Raw genomic sequence first — 14235 nt, 5'->3', positions numbered from 1 at the left:
ATTGTAAAAGCATGTGCTGAGAAGCTCTGTCGTCAGGGGGTGGAGGGATAATGCTCTGAAAGCCCGATACGCGGGCTCCGCCTGCGTTCTGAGCGTCTCTTTTTTCTTCCTGTCGGAGAGTCTTTCAGCGGTGCTCATCTCAGAAGGCCTAATCTTATCGCTTCAGGCCTTCCAGCGTTGATCTAGAGGCGTTCACAAAGATGAAGCATTCTCTGAGAAGTGCTTGTAACGTTTTTGAAATAGCGAACGCTGTAGAATAGTGCGAGGACGCTACCTGGGAAGATGGAAGGGGTGGATGAGTTATGCAAGATCTTTGGAGTGAGGACAGGAGAAGAAAGGGAGCCTCTATGCCACAACTGCTCTCAGTGAACGTTGGCATGCCTCGCGATATTGCCTGGCATGGAGAAACGGTACGCACTGCCATCTGGAAGGAGCCGGTTCAGGGTCGGCGCATGGTCCGGCGGCTCAATATCGATGGCGATAAGCAAGGAGATCTGGTTGGGCACGGGGGAGAACAACGCGCAGTCTTCGTCTACCAGATAGAGTCCTACCACTACTGGGAACAGAAGCTCAATCGGAATGACTTCGTCTTCGGGCAATTTGGGGAGAATTTTACCATCCAAGGCTTATCTGATGAGGAGGTGTGTATTGGCGACCAATACCGGATTGGCGATGCTCTCTTTGAGGTCACACAGCCACGTGTGACCTGCTACCGTGTCAGTATCCGTATGAACAACCCCCAGATGCCAGCACTACTGGTTGCTCACCGCCGACCCGGCTTTTATCTGCGCGTCTTACAAGAAGGTGAAGTCGAAGCTGGTAATGAGATCATCAAAGTTACCGCTGGCCCTGAACGTATGACCGTTGCGGACATTGATGGGATGCTCTATCTCAACGACCATCCCCGCGAAAAATTAGAGCGAGCACTCCATATCCCTGCTTTAAGTCCAGGATGGAAGATGTCCTTCCAATCCCTGCTTGAGCAAGCAGTACGTGGGGAGACGACAGGAAGTAATTCCGGACTTGCCCCTCAAGCGGGCCCCCTCCGGCTTGGCAAGGCTTCCGTCCCATGCAAATATCAGCGATCAAACGGGAGAGTAACAGCGTGCGCTCTCTTGTCCTGGTACCAGTCGACAAACATCCCCTGGCAGCGGCTCTCCCTGGACAGTTTATCATCCTGCGCCTGAAGCCCGGACCAGACGCCCCACCTCTCTTACGCAACTACTCGCTCTCCGACGCACCCGCGACCGATCATTATCGAGTCAGTGTCAAGCAGGAGGTAGGCGGTGTGGCAAGTACATATGTGCATACCCAGTTGCACGTTGGCGATGTGCTTGAAGTGAGTGCTCCGCGAGGTTCCTTCACCTTGCAGCCTGATACCCGTCCCATTGTTCTGCTGAGTGCCGGAGTAGGAGCAACTCCAGTACTCTCCATGCTCCATAGTCTTACCGCCGAAGGAACGTTACGAGACGTCTGGTGGCTCTTTGGAGCACGAAACCGAGACGAACATCCCTTTGCCAAGGAAACTTGCCACCTTCTGCAACGCTTGCCCCACGGGCATAGGTATATCCTCTATAGTAGACCCACTCCGCAAGAGAAACCAGGGCTGGACTTTGACGCAATCGGGCATCTCAATATGACTGTGCTCAAGAGGATTGGCACACCACATGACGCAGACTTTTATCTGTGCGGCCCAGCCGCGTTCTCGCAAGATCTCACACGTGAACTCATGGATTGGGGTGTTTCCAGAGCACAGATACATACAGAACTATTCGGACCTGCCACCGCCAGCACACCTGGCCTCGTTGGCGTATCCCAGCAGCTACCACACCCACCAGCCGGATCACCTGGGACGGGTCCGCAGGTCTCCTTTGCTCGAAGTGGCCTCTCTGTTCCCTGGGACCCAAAGTTTCAGAGCTTGCTTGAACTCGCTGAGGCCTGTGATGTTCCAGTGCGGTGGTCGTGTCGGACGGGCGTCTGTCATAGCTGTGAAAGTGGATTGATTGCTGGCGGCATAAGCTACCAACCTGAACCACTTGACCGACCTGCTGACGGTATGCTGTTAATTTGTTGCTCTCAACCTCGTAATGACGTCATACTTGACCTGTGATGCTGCCGCCATCACCAATCTACCCCCTTCAAGCCATAGGAGTTCCAGAGGTCTGTCCCATGCTTCCAGCTCTTCATTCTCACACAATACCTGCCCCCTCTTGGGAAACGAGAGGGGGGCGAAGGGCCCAGATCCTGCGCCGAAGGACTCCTTGCCTAACTGTGGGTTTAGGGTTGCGGTGCGGGGTGCTTCCCACTATCCGTTGTTCCGAGGATCTGCTTTGTTGGCATATGCTGGGAAAGGTTGATGCCACTAATCGCACACAGCCAGTTATGCGTGCACAGAGCCTGGGATGGCTTCGACATGAGTGACAAAAAAAATGGCGCATAATGGCGATTGCATATGGTTCCACAACACTCATAATGAATTGATAGATGTTGTGGAACCATATGTAGGTTTGGCAAAGAGGATAAAAAAAGCACGTTACAAAAGTGACATGCCCAAAGTGATAATAAATACCGCTTTTTAGGCATGACATTTTGTACCTTGAAACATATCATGATCAGCATGAAAGCATAGGATCTTTCAACAGGCAAATATGCAACAAATCTTCAGCAAAGGTGGATAAGAGAGATGTTTAATGAAGGGCTCCCCACATATAATCAGGTAGCGAAACTCATGGCTCACGTTTTCTCACTGGTCCAGGCATGCCCTGCCGGTCGTGTCACAACCTATAGTTGGGTTGGAAAAGCGCTCGGTTATTCTCGTGGGGCACGTATGATTGGCTGGGTGATGAAAGAGGTTCCCAGAGGAATTCCAGCTCATCGTGTCGTGAATAGTAAGGGAGAACTGACAGGAAGCTGGGCATTTGGTCCGAAGGGAGAAATGCGTCAGTGCCTGGAAGCGGAAGGAGTTGTTTTCTCTCTCGATGGACGAGTGGATCTTAAACGTTATGGTTGGGACCCTTCACAAGAGCTTGATGCGACAGATCTGCAGCATATTCTAGCGTCCACTAGCCCCTCTGTGAAAGTCAGTGAGCGACTGCTATATCTCTTGCGAAATGATCCAGCTTCACCTCTAAAGGAATAAAGTGAAAAAATACATAGCCCTGGAATCAATAGAGAGATGCAACCTGACAATACGGCAGGACTGCCTGAAAAACAGTCCTGCCGTATTGTCAGGTTGGCCAGGCTTGTAATGCCGTCTCTATCATCTGTAGCAATTGCTCTCGGTCCACCCCGCTTGCAGCCTGCACTGCCATGCCCTGCGAAAGCGTGCTGACATAGCGAGCAAGGCTCGCAGGATCAGCGGAGGCAGGTAGATCCCCCTCTGCTTGCGCCTGCTCAAGACGCTGAGAGAGGGCCAGTTCGGCTACTTTCCGCCGAGCAATTAAAGCGGCTTTAATAGAAGCCGCATTATCCCCGCACGCAAGCGCTCCCTGAACTAGAAGGCATCCAGCTGGGGTATGTGGATCAGTCTGGGCATCAAGCGCTGAGCAGAGAAAGCGCTCCACGACGCCTCGAGCGGTTGGTTCCCCAAGAACCTCATGCAGATAGGCGGCAGGTCCTTGTACATAGCGATCAAGGATGAGATGGAATAAGGCTTCTTTATTGCCAAAGGCTGCATAAAGGCTGGGTTTGGTGATGCCCATGGCATCCGTTAGATCTGAGAGTGACGTTCCCTCATAGCCCTTGCGCCAGAAGAGGCGAAGAGCCTGATCAAGGGCGTGATCAGTATCAAATTCACGTGTTCGTCCAGATGGCATATCTTCTCACTTTCCTCGCATCCAACACCATTTTTCATACCTATTGGTATAGTATCCTCTTGACATCACTCTGTCAATGCTGTTATTGTTATATGTACTGATTGGTATATATAAAAGGAGAAGAGGGAAAACTCATCTTGTTTTCTTTATCATTTTTGCAACATAATTGGGAGTATTTAATTGGATAGTGGTGCAGGTACAACTATGCGATGCATGTTTTGCTGCACTCGCATCATCTCCCGGCACAACAAAGCCACGAGCTTTGCGTGAGGTGGTCATGGATGACTCATGCCCATAGCACCGAATGAACGTTCGTTAAGAGTGAATGGCTTGAGTGCCAGAAGGAGAGGGGAAATGAGGAAGCGTATTTTAGTCGTTGAGGATGATCAGTCGTTGAGATCTGTCTTACAAGAACTATTGGAATATGAAGCCTATGAGGTCGACACTGCCTTCGATGGTATAGACGCCTTAAAGCAATTGGACTCTCAATGGAATGTGTACGATGTGATCTTGCTTGATTTAACAATGCCACGTCTCAATGGATTGCAATTCTTGGACAAGATACAACAAGACCCAACCTTATTGCGCTCGATTCTTGCCTTCAGTGCAGATGAGGAAGCTCTCGAGCAGACTGCTTGCAGAGGAATTTCCAACACTCTTGAGAAACCGTTTGAACTGGAAGTGTTGCTTGAATTGATTGAGCGAATGGTGCATAGTAACTAGGATGCATGCTTTTTTTGGTCCCACAGTGAGTGACTTATGGACCCCAGAGAGGCGTCACTGAAAGATGGAACTGTTTGGAGTGAGGAATATAGACTGCCTGGAGCTAGAGCAATAGTGGGCGATATTTCGTGCGGTATTGTCAACTTGGTCACATACCTGAACAATGTGTTAGAATAGAGTCATGAAAACAATCCTGACCTCCCAGGACTACAAAGGCTATCGCTTCCCATCGGAGATTATCAGCCACGCAGTATGGCTCTATTTCCGCTTCTCGCTCAGTTTTCGCGATGTTGAGGAACTGCTGGCACAACGCGGTATCGTCGTGAGCTTTGAAACAGTGCATCAGTGGTGCCTCAAATTCGGTCAGACCTACGCCGAGGTATACCTCACCATTGGTGGGAAGAGACAGTACCTGTGGCGAGCCGTCGATCAGCATGGCAATGTGTTGGATACCTCATGCAGAGTCGGCGCAACAAAAAAGCGGCCAAACGCTTCTTTCGCAAGCTGCTCAAAGGACTCCAATACGTTCCGCGAGTCATCATCACCGACAAACTGGCCAGTTATGTGGCCGCAAAGAAAGACATCATGCCAGGCGTCGAGCATCGCCAGCACAAGGGCTTGAATAACCAAGCGGAGAATTCGCACCAGCCAACACGGCAACGTGAACGTACGATGCGCCGTTTCAAATCCCCTGGTCACGCGCAACGCTTTCTCTCTGCTTTGGTTTGATCTCTGATCATTTTCGTCCCAAACGACATCGTTTCCAGGCCGGGGAGTATCGTACCATCATGCAGGAACGATTCCAGATATGGAATGAGGTAATTGGAAGGGAAACAGTCGCATAAGGCCGAATCTGCCTCCTTGATACTCAGCTTCTTTTCTCTCTCTCTTGTCTCTTCCTTAAAAAGCTCTTCTCTTATTTCATCAAGTTGACAATACCCCGTCGCCACCTTCGTCTCGTTTTCGACGATGTTCAGGAACTCCAATTGCAAGCAGGCGCTGGTTATCTGTCGCTCCCACTCGTCATCCGCTCTTTACGCAATGATCAGTGGGAATACTTGAGATACCATGTTATCGACCGGGAAGAAGAGGTGCTTTCATTTTACAGCCGAAGTTTTGAAGCACAACTAGTGGGTGAAAACGCCCAACCTGTCTAACCGTCTTGTGCCAGGTCTCATCTGAGTCTTTGTGCACTTGCTAGCGAGTTTCTTGAGGCATCTGTTGTATCTTAGTGAGAGGACAGACCTCCTGCGGCTAATTTCCCATACAGAAGATCTCTCTCGCGTTGCTTCTCACGCAGTTCGGCATCTTTGGCGGCCACAACCTGCTTCGATTCCTCCAGACGCTGACGTAAGGCAGTAATCATCAGGTCTTTCCTTTTGTCTGTGGTGTTTGTTCTCCGGCGAGGTTAGCTGATATCGGCGTTCTGCTTTTTCGAGAGCCTGAAGCAAATCGGGATGACTGCGGAGAAATACTACTGACACGCCAGCTCTCCTGGCCACCTCTGATCTCGTTACTGAATGGTTTTCCTGTTGGAAAGCTTGAATTGCGACAAAGGTGGTTTGGCGTTTTTGCTCTGACGTTGCCCGTGCATTTTTTCGATACTGCTCAGCTCTAGTTCGTTTTGTTGTGGATGCGTCCATCCCAGAAGCCCTCCTCTTTAATCGTCTTGATGGCCTTTCTCTGTATGCTGTAGTTCCTGCTCATGTTTCTGCCTCGCACGTTCATAGGCTGGATTAGCTCGTAACGCGTCGACAGTGATGAGCAATTTCTTGGTTTTGTACTCCCAGATAGACGGGTGCTGCTTGCTTGGAGCTTTGGACAGGTGGGGCAATGAGGTGAATTGGGACATCCATCATGCATGGGCAGATGCACACAATTGCCAATGCTATAAAGTGCAACGACCACGAAGGGTCTGGGGAGTTGCAACTCATAGGACTGTTTGAACGAGCGTTTCGCTGCCAGCAGAGGTATAATGTCCCTTCATGGTCGTAGAGGGGTGAATCCCGTAGGTTGCTCCTTGCTCACTCTCTTGGTCCGTAGCGGAACTCTTCAGATAAAGCGGAGGTCCTGGTGGCTGCTTGCGGTGGGCCAGTGCCTCAAAGGGCAGCAGATAGTTCAATCATGTAATATAGTGTGATCTCCTTGCTCTTTTGCGCTTCTTATAGTACTCTTGAATGAGAAAAAGGAATGTTTGTAATAGTATCTGTTTTGTGGGTATATGAGAGGAGGAAGCGCGAATGGTCTATAATGTCACCTTAGACAACAATGCTATTCTTGCCTTAGCCATGAATGAACCGAATGCTGTCTACCTCAAACCATTGATTGATTTTCATCTGGGCGGGACGATCTCTCTCTCAATTGGGGTTTCTACGTTTTTGGAAGAGGTCCCCAATCGATGACGGGGTCCCCAGAGATTGCGGTCGAGGGACGGATTGCAGCAGCTGGTCTGAATATTCCTGGTGTACACATCTATCGGCATCCACAATTTCTTGCCTTCTTTTGCCCACAGTGCCATTCGACATTCTATGATGAAGAGATGAGCTATCATTATGCCGTGACTCTCCATCAGAGCATGTGGCAGACGAAGCATATTGACTTTGAGTATGCTACGTATCGTCAGCGGCGCGCAGGGGATCCCGAGGAGAAGATTCAGAAGAAATGGTTTAACGCAAAGCATGATGCACTTGGCTCCGAAGAGATGAGCCTCACTGAGATCGGCCCCGAAGAGATTAGTCCTGCTCAGATTGAATCCGCTGAGATTGGCCTCGCTCCACTTTGCCTTGCTGAGGTCAGCGCTCTCGAGAGAAATAATAGAGTCAACATCCTTTGTCAACTGAGCTTCCCTAAGAAACACAAAAATGGTGCGTGCTCTTTTCCCATCTAATTGGATTAAGGTACTGATGGTACGAGTTCGGGCAACCTTGCGTACTTCATCGTTGTGTTTTGAGCTACGGAGTCCCTTTTCCAGCAACAATTCGGCCATGCGATCTAAGTACGCCTGGAGGAGATCTTCTCGTTGCTTCTCTAAAACCAACTCCTGGTCCTGCTCATAGCGTTGATCGGCAATCTTTTGTTCCTGTTCGTAGCGCTGTTGTGCAATTTGCCGCTCCGTGCGTGCGCTCCGCCAGGTAAAGAAGCCTGCACCAGTAGCCAACATAGCAGGAACAATAAGAAGTTGAAACCAATCCCACAGCGTCTTGCCTCGCTGATACTGCGGTGTGGGTGGAGTATAGGCACTGAAGCCTGTCCAATCCCACCCAAATTGAGAGATCGCCCAGATAAAAGACTCACACAGGCGAAGCAGAGCAGGAGCACCAGACCTCTCCATATCCAAGCGCGCTCGAAACATGGTTTCTTCATGGTTTCTCCCTCCTTGGAATAGGATCGTATTGAAGGGCCTCTCTCTAAATAAACGGATATGACAAGCCAAAACTCAAACACAGGAAGAAAACGGAATTCAAATCAATTCGTTCAGGTTGGCGCAGATAGTCCCTTCTTGGCAGCAGAGGAGTTGGCTTATTTGCCGAAGAAACGCTGGAGAATCGTTGCCACAAACACGACTTCCAGCAGCAGTCCTACCACCGCTTCAATGATGCTCAATTTCGCAAAGAGGGCTGCATTGTGCAAACTCGCCACATTCAGCGCGGCCCCACGTCCAACAAACCCATTGACACTTTCGGCCAACGTTTCCCCATTGCAGGTGACACGTAACCGTGTTACCGTAACTCCTCTCCAAACAGGGAGAACAACGACAACGGCAGAGCCAACAGATGCAGCATCGTGGCGTGCGACCGAGCGGACACCGCCCGAATATGATCGACGAGACCGAGCGCATGGTCTGATGGCGGCAGTCGTCACCTCCGCCACGCGCATGTTCTCCTGGCGCTCGGTAGTGATCATCGCTGCCCCTTTGAGTGCCATCGTCTGCTCAAGAAGAGGGCGACGCCAAAAAACGTGTCACGCCTACGGAAAGCCGTGAGGGATATGTCACTGACATTCAACACGAAGTACAGGGCACATGCGCTACTGCAGTATAATACAGTGTTTTATGTTGAGGGGCACGACACTCGTTTTTTCGCTGCTATTTCGCCATCATTCTGTTTGAACAGGAGACTCGTCACCTCTTGCTGTAACCCTTCCTTTACAAAAGTCACCGTTGCATCTATCCCGTTGAGACGGTACGCTGTTTCGCTTTCGGGAAAAAGTGCCAACTCATGCTGGCCCGTTGGCTTGAGGAATAGGCTTCCTGCTTGTTTCAAAATGGTGAAGGTAAAACCTTGCCTTAATTCATACACTCCAACGTAGGCATCTGAGAACGCAGAATTTTGCTCAGGGACTCCCGCATCCTTAGGCAAGAAACCTGGCCAGTTGTATTCTTGAGCTATAGCAGGGATCAGCCCTTCGACTTTGCCCATTCCCTGATCGACATTGGTCATCACAACGGCGCCCAGTCCTTCCTGGCAGTAAGCTTCCAGCAGACAGCTAAATCCTTCATTGCCACCAGGATGGGTGAAACGCATAGTGGTCCCATCGTTCACTCCTTGGGGCGTTAGCCAAAAGCTCAACCCGAAAAACCGTACCATTTGAGGTGTCAACATTTGACGCGTGATGTCTTGTGAAAGCAGGCTGCCAGTTTCACCAGACCAGGAACGTTGAAGCGCCAGGACGAAACGGGCGAGATCTGAGGGCGTTGTCCAAAGACCAGCAGCAGCCATTTCAGCATAGGTATGCCACTTTCCGGCGACCGTTTTGGCTCCGTGCCGATGCCCTGTGGCGGCACGTTCTGTCAACGTGCGTGGCAGAGGTTGGTGGAATGTGCTCTGCTTCATCCCTACGGGATCCAGAACAAGCTCGCGCATCAGTTCAGGGAATGGCAGACCGGTCACATCCATCAAGAGGCGCTGGAGAATACAGAACCCTCCGCCGGAATAACGAAATTGAGTACCAGGAAGGGTATCGACGCGAATTGGGTCGGTGTTAGCTGGACACTGGCCTGCCAGCACCTGTTCAAGCGTTGGGAGCGCAGCATCATGGGCATACCCATGGAAACCATGCACAGTGACGCCTGCTCCATGGCACAATAAATGGCGCAGTGTCACGCGAGGCTGCCAAAGCTGTGTGCCAGTGAGTTTCCACGTACGAAGAATTGCGTTCACATCTTCATCGAGGTCGAGCTGCCCTGCATCTACTAATCGTAGCACTGCAGCTGCCGTCACAGGTTTGCTAATCGATGCTGCTTGAAATAACGTGTCGGTTGTTACTGGCACCTGTGTCTCCACATCCTGGACACCATAACCCTTTGCCCACTCGATGTTGCCTTGATGGATGACCGCGACACTCACACCTGGTACCCCGTAACGCTCCATGGCATCGAGCAAACGAGATTTTTGTGCAGCGTATTCTGATATACGGCTCGGCATACATAAATTCTGCTCGATGCGGTTGATACGACTAGCGAGATCGGATGTTTGCTCTGCATACATAAGGGTCTCGAGCCTCCTCATTGTTTTCTGTTCTTAATTTAGAATTGGCGTTTTTAGCTATATAATTGATTAATATTAACACATATGGAAATTTATTTGCAATATCTTGGCAATTAGCCTTATTAGATTGGTGCTTTTGACAATTTAAGTGGTTTATGAAAAGCGCGTTTTGCTATTTATATACCCTGTTCTACAGAGCCTTTGAAGCGATCTGCGAGACAAGAACCCTCACGAAAGCAGGCTATACCAAGCTTCGTCACTTCTTGTTCTATGGTGAGTAAGGGTTGGCTGGCAAGAGGGCATTCATCAACATCTTTCAGGATGTGCTGATGCTGGAATATGGAGACTACTCGTTGTCGTGCTACTCTGTCGAATGGCAGTCTGATGATCGCCATCCCTATCAGAGTTCCCAACTATTCCTGTGGGAGTCAGGTGATGTCGATTGTTTTGCGATTATCCGCAATATGCCCCCGCTGCGTCGGTGTCGGAACATGGGACGCATTCTGCTGATCCAGCTTTCTCAGTTTGCCGATGGAACGCAAGGCTAAGGGACGACACATTGTTTTGCGTAAGCAATGGTGAACGCGAGAGGTCAGCCAAAGTGAGGTATGCAAAATCTTTCAAAAGTGTTTCCTCTAGTGAGAGCCATCTTCACTCCACTCCTAAAAGCGCACCAGGCGTCACCCGTCTCGTATGCAATGGGTGACGCCTGGCAGAAGTACATGGTCACTTTGCGGTTGTGCTATTGGCCTGGTAGTGCTTCAGCATCTCAGGATGATGCTGGAAGCGGACGGCCGTGAAGTGCCCTTCGATTTGCTGAAGGTTCCATTTTACTTTTTCTTTTTGGCAGATCTTTCCGTTTTCTGATCCTGAAGAGCTTGAATAGACTCGACGGTCAAGTCACAGCGCGCGGCTATTTCGTCAGGCGACATACCTTGAGCCAGTTTGGCACGAGCATAGTTTTTGACCCTGTCTTGCCAATATTTGTGAAGCTCTTCTCTCGTATTGATAATGGTCATCTCCAAGCCCTCTGCGCTTTGATACCAGAGGGGTCTTCCATTCTGAACTCTTTCATAGAGGAAATCATTATTTTTATCTAACAGAGCCATTTTTGTTTCCTCTTCATATATAATACGCTCTGCGAGAGAGCTGCTGGCTATTTCGGCCTCATCGAACATATGGAAGACCTGCATAACTTGCCTCGGTCGATAGGTGGAGCTACGAGACCCAGATACATCGTAGCCCATTCCTCCTCCGCCGGCCCACTCGTAACGTTGCCGCTTTTCAAAATGGAGTTCACGACCTGCCATCTCCAGATAAACAAAGCCCTCCTCAAACACATAGGATCTGCTATAGTTGTCTTCTTCCTCAAAGAGGAAGTTGTAAGCAATGTGTTGGGATTCATCTTGATAGATGAAGATGGCATCTGTGTTGACCCAGCTGCCGTATGCATCCTCGTCCGGGTGCTCGTAACGGGAGTATATTCCTGGGAGGTTTGTGTCTGGGCGCTTCATGGTTTGTGTCAGCTTTCGGTTGAGAAATTTCTGTCCTAGTAAAAAGTTTTTTACTCAACGAACTGGAGATGCAACTGTGAATAGAGTTCTGCCTTTCTCAATCTACTCAAAAGTGCTCACGCACAGTCGAATAGTTTCAATTGCTGCACTTGCCCCTCACAGGAAGCCTCTTTGACTTCTCCGCTGCTTTGGGTCGCACGCAGCACACCGCACTCAGATTGAGTGTGTGGCTCTTGCCGAGCAAGGAACCTCGTCAGAATATTTTGAGCACTATTCTCATCCCGATCCATGACGAGTCCGCATTCTGTACAACAATACGTTCTCTTCCACAATGGCATGGCTTGTAGATTCCCACAGCCACTACATTGCTTTGAGGTATTGCGCTCATCTAAGAAGTGAAGCTCTTTCCCGTACAATTGACATTTGTATGAAAGCATTTGGATGAAGGTGTACAGTCGGGTGGCCGGGTGGGCATTACTGCCCACCAGCCCCTAAGAACCGGACATGACCTTTTCAGTGTCATCCGGCTCAAGCCTCCTCAAGGCATTTTTCAATACCCGGCCCCGTTTCCTTCAAATCTCGGCTATGTAGTTGCCTGTGGCAGTTCGAATGCAGTAGCGACAGATTTGTGAGGTTATCTGTCCCTCCGTAGACTCGATAGGTGATATGGTGGATGTTCCACCCAGTTTCCTTCGTGATCTTTTGGTCGCACACATGGTCTTGACCCAGAAAAGTGGGGTAACTGAAGCACCCCGTGCTCAAGCACTGACACTTACACACAAGTTGTGGCGTGCTGAAAAGAAAAGGAAGGCCAAGCGAAGGAGGAAGGCTCATGCATCAAGAACCTTTACAGCACGCCGACACATGGGCCGCCCAGGTCTTTGGAGCGGCGGAATTGGGAGATCCGCGTCGCACGGATCGTTTGATCAAGATCGCAAACGCCCTGGCAGAGAATCCCTCAGCCTCATTGCCTCACGCGTTCGAAACCTGGGGTGGGACGCAGGGAGGATATCGATTTCTCAGGAATCCAGCATTCGGATATGAAGATCTCATTCTCCCCCACTGGAGCCAAACCTACTACGCGGCGACCCACCTCGCTCGTACGTTGCTGTTGGCTGACACCACCGAGTTTGACTTTACGAGACACAACTCGCTCAAAGGACGGGGGCCGGTGGGCAACAGCCGAGACAATATCGGGTTCAGCTTGCACACGGTGCTCGCAATGGACCCTCAAACACAGGAAATCTTGGGATGTATGATGCTCACCCCATTCATTCGCCAGCTTGCCCCACTTGGAGAGACGAAGGCACAGCGCAAAAAGAGGGTGCGAGAATCGCGAGTCTGGGAAGAGAGTATCCAACAGATCGGACAAGTGCCAGAGCACCACCAATGGATCTATGTGAGTGATAGCAATAGCGATGTCTACACGTTTTGGCAGGCATGCGAGGAGCTTGGGTATGATTTTGTCCTACGAGTGGCTCAAGATCGCAACGTAGAAATTTCGCAAGGAGAGGAGCAAGCCGCGTTCGATGAAGGGCATCTTAAGACATTGGCTCGTGCCCTGCCTGGCGTGGATGTTCATTTGGTGAGCATTCCTGCCCAGCATGCTCAACCGAGGCGAGATGCCCTTCTCCAGATCAATTTTCAAAAGGTACGTGTCCAGCCTCCTCTGCACGGAGCGTGTTTCCGCAAAACGGAGATTGTCGCCTGGGTGGTACGGGTTTGGGAATCGCAGCCACCCGAAGGACAAGAGCCGTTGGAATGGATCTTGTTGGCCACCCTTCCAATCACTTGCCCAAGCGAGGCATGGGAAGTGGTGCAATGGTATGGCTGGCGCTGGCTGTTGGAGGATTTCCACAAAGCCCTCAAAACGGGTTGTCGGATAGAACAGCACAATGTGCAAAGCATGGAGGCTCAGTGGAAATTACTTGCAGTGTTGACTCCCATCGCCTTGCGTTTGTTGATTATTCGGCACACGGCGCAGGAAGCAGAGGAAACGCCTGCGACCAACGTGATTTCGCCAGAGGCCGTCCAAGTGCTTCTCTTCCTGGATAAACGCCATCGCAGCATCACGACGGCCAAAGAGGTGTGGCACGCGATTGCGCGTCTGGGAGGCTACCTCGACCGTAAGAGCGATGGTCCCCCTGGATGGCAGACCTTATGGAAAGGATGGATGCGCGTCATGGACGTCTTGGATGGCGTTCATCTCGCTGCCCTTCTCCATCCTTCATAATTTGTGTGTAAGTGACAGTGCTCAAGCAGCGGGGGTTCCAGGGGTTCGGCCCACGCTTCCCACCTGTCCCACGGCTGTGGGAGGACGAGTTCTAGTGGTGGTTCTCCCGGACTTTCGGGCAGACGCGCTCTGGCTCTGGCCAGGCCAAAGCTTCGGGGCAAGACCTGCCCCTCTCTCGCGCGTTGATTGAGACACTCGTGTGCTGCCCGCAGGCGCGCTTCCGCACCTTCCCAATACGCCTGGTATCGGGCACACGAGGGGATGGGATCTGCTGGATCAAGGTAGGCGGCTAGAAACGCCGAATACAGGTCGCGCTGCACGGGACCAATGCCACATTCACAGTGATGCCAGCGCTGCGAGAGGGGCTTCTTCACCCGCTTGCCACAGCCATGACACCACTGGCTCAGCGCGGTGGTGCGCGTGGGGACTTCCACCAGGATGCCGCCCGTGCTTGCAACCCCCAA

General features: G+C 51.0%; 10 protein-coding genes and 5 pseudogenes. 6 read left to right on the top strand and 9 right to left on the bottom strand.

The genetic code is table 11. The annotated features are described in order from the left end of the window. Positions 1–347: 347 nt before the first annotated feature. A pseudogene (locus K3T82_RS50785) lies at positions 348–2110 on the top strand (MOSC domain-containing protein). A gap of 573 nt (positions 2111–2683) precedes the next feature. After that, on the top strand, positions 2684–3139 hold the full coding sequence (locus K3T82_RS46095) for an MGMT family protein (RefSeq protein WP_220200186.1): 456 nt from the start codon (positions 2684–2686) through the stop codon (positions 3137–3139). 88 nt (positions 3140–3227) lie between these two features. Here K3T82_RS46095 and K3T82_RS46090 read toward each other — a convergent pair whose 3' ends face one another. Next, on the bottom strand, positions 3228–3815 hold the full coding sequence (locus tag K3T82_RS46090; protein WP_220200185.1) for a TetR/AcrR family transcriptional regulator: 588 nt from the start codon (positions 3813–3815) through the stop codon (positions 3228–3230). Between the two features lie 354 nt (positions 3816–4169). On the opposite strand from K3T82_RS46090, the gene K3T82_RS46085 reads away from it, so the two are divergent. Together K3T82_RS46085 and K3T82_RS46080 are read left to right on the top strand one after the other, a co-directional pair. Continuing rightward, a complete protein-coding gene (locus K3T82_RS46085; protein ID WP_220200184.1) occupies positions 4170–4538 on the top strand; it encodes a response regulator in 369 nt (122 codons plus the stop codon). Between the two features lie 181 nt (positions 4539–4719). Beyond that, a pseudogene (locus K3T82_RS46080) lies at positions 4720–5383 on the top strand (IS6 family transposase). 383 nt (positions 5384–5766) lie between these two features. Here K3T82_RS46080 and K3T82_RS46075 read toward each other — a convergent pair. From K3T82_RS46075 to K3T82_RS46060, 4 genes are all read right to left on the bottom strand, one after another. Beyond that, complete coding sequence (locus tag K3T82_RS46075) at positions 5767–5904, bottom strand: hypothetical protein (protein WP_220200183.1); 138 nt, start codon at positions 5902–5904, stop codon at positions 5767–5769. Positions 5905–6870: 966 nt separating this feature from the next. Then, positions 6871–7890: a pentapeptide repeat-containing protein gene (locus K3T82_RS46070; protein WP_220200182.1), complete on the bottom strand. Its 1020-nt coding sequence runs from the start codon at positions 7888–7890 to the stop codon at positions 6871–6873. A gap of 167 nt (positions 7891–8057) precedes the next feature. Next, positions 8058–8441 (bottom strand): hypothetical protein, encoded by a 384-nt coding sequence (locus tag K3T82_RS46065; protein ID WP_220200181.1) that lies wholly within the window; start codon positions 8439–8441, stop codon positions 8058–8060. A gap of 146 nt (positions 8442–8587) precedes the next feature. Beyond that, on the bottom strand, positions 8588–10024 hold the full coding sequence (locus K3T82_RS46060; RefSeq protein WP_220200180.1) for a serine hydrolase: 1437 nt from the start codon (positions 10022–10024) through the stop codon (positions 8588–8590). A gap of 284 nt (positions 10025–10308) precedes the next feature. Between K3T82_RS46060 and K3T82_RS46055 the strand changes: the two genes are divergently transcribed. Beyond that, positions 10309–10572, top strand: a complete 264-nt coding sequence (locus K3T82_RS46055) for a hypothetical protein (protein WP_220200179.1) — start codon at positions 10309–10311, stop codon at positions 10570–10572. Between the two features lie 282 nt (positions 10573–10854). On the opposite strand, the gene K3T82_RS46050 is transcribed toward K3T82_RS46055, so the two are convergent. The 3 genes and pseudogenes from K3T82_RS46050 to K3T82_RS50780 all read right to left on the bottom strand — a co-directional run. After that, complete coding sequence (locus K3T82_RS46050) at positions 10855–11364, bottom strand: hypothetical protein (RefSeq protein ID WP_220200178.1); 510 nt, start codon at positions 11362–11364, stop codon at positions 10855–10857. Between the two features lie 290 nt (positions 11365–11654). Beyond that, positions 11655–11993: pseudogene (locus K3T82_RS46045) on the bottom strand (zinc ribbon domain-containing protein); the annotation flags it as partial. Between the two features lie 73 nt (positions 11994–12066). Next, positions 12067–12249 (bottom strand): annotated as a pseudogene (locus tag K3T82_RS50780) (HNH endonuclease); the annotation flags it as partial. A 121-nt stretch (positions 12250–12370) separates the two neighbouring features. Here K3T82_RS50780 and K3T82_RS46035 point away from each other — a divergent pair. Further along, positions 12371–13771: an IS4 family transposase gene (locus K3T82_RS46035; RefSeq protein ID WP_220199664.1), complete on the top strand. Its 1401-nt coding sequence runs from the start codon at positions 12371–12373 to the stop codon at positions 13769–13771. Here the strand turns inward: K3T82_RS46035 and K3T82_RS46030 are convergent. Beyond that, a pseudogene (locus tag K3T82_RS46030) lies at positions 13741–14229 on the bottom strand (hypothetical protein); the annotation flags it as partial. The gene K3T82_RS46035 and the pseudogene K3T82_RS46030 overlap by 31 nt on opposite strands. Between the last annotated feature and the right edge of the window lie 6 nt (positions 14230–14235).

It is taken from the genome of Ktedonospora formicarum (assembly GCF_016587355.1).
In the GTDB taxonomy this organism is placed as follows: Bacteria; Chloroflexota; Ktedonobacteria; order Ktedonobacterales; family Ktedonobacteraceae; genus Ktedonobacter; species Ktedonobacter formicarum.
Note: the sequence above shows the minus strand (reverse complement) of the source record. Positions and strands in the feature narration are given on the sequence as shown.

Excerpts from the sequence above, each read along its gene's own strand:
- K3T82_RS46095 (WP_220200186.1), top strand. The coding sequence starts at position 2,684 with ATGTTTAATGAAGGGCTCCCCACATATAATCAGGTAGCGAAACTCATG.
- K3T82_RS46090 (WP_220200185.1), bottom strand. The coding sequence starts at position 3,815 with ATGCCATCTGGACGAACACGTGAATTTGATACTGATCACGCCCTTGAT.
- K3T82_RS46085 (WP_220200184.1), top strand. The coding sequence starts at position 4,170 with ATGAGGAAGCGTATTTTAGTCGTTGAGGATGATCAGTCGTTGAGATCT.
- K3T82_RS46075 (WP_220200183.1), bottom strand. The coding sequence starts at position 5,904 with ATGATTACTGCCTTACGTCAGCGTCTGGAGGAATCGAAGCAGGTTGTG.
- K3T82_RS46070 (WP_220200182.1), bottom strand. The coding sequence starts at position 7,890 with ATGTTTCGAGCGCGCTTGGATATGGAGAGGTCTGGTGCTCCTGCTCTG.
- K3T82_RS46065 (WP_220200181.1), bottom strand. The coding sequence starts at position 8,441 with ATGATCACTACCGAGCGCCAGGAGAACATGCGCGTGGCGGAGGTGACG.
- K3T82_RS46060 (WP_220200180.1), bottom strand. The coding sequence starts at position 10,024 with ATGTATGCAGAGCAAACATCCGATCTCGCTAGTCGTATCAACCGCATC.
- K3T82_RS46035 (WP_220199664.1), top strand. The coding sequence starts at position 12,371 with ATGCATCAAGAACCTTTACAGCACGCCGACACATGGGCCGCCCAGGTC.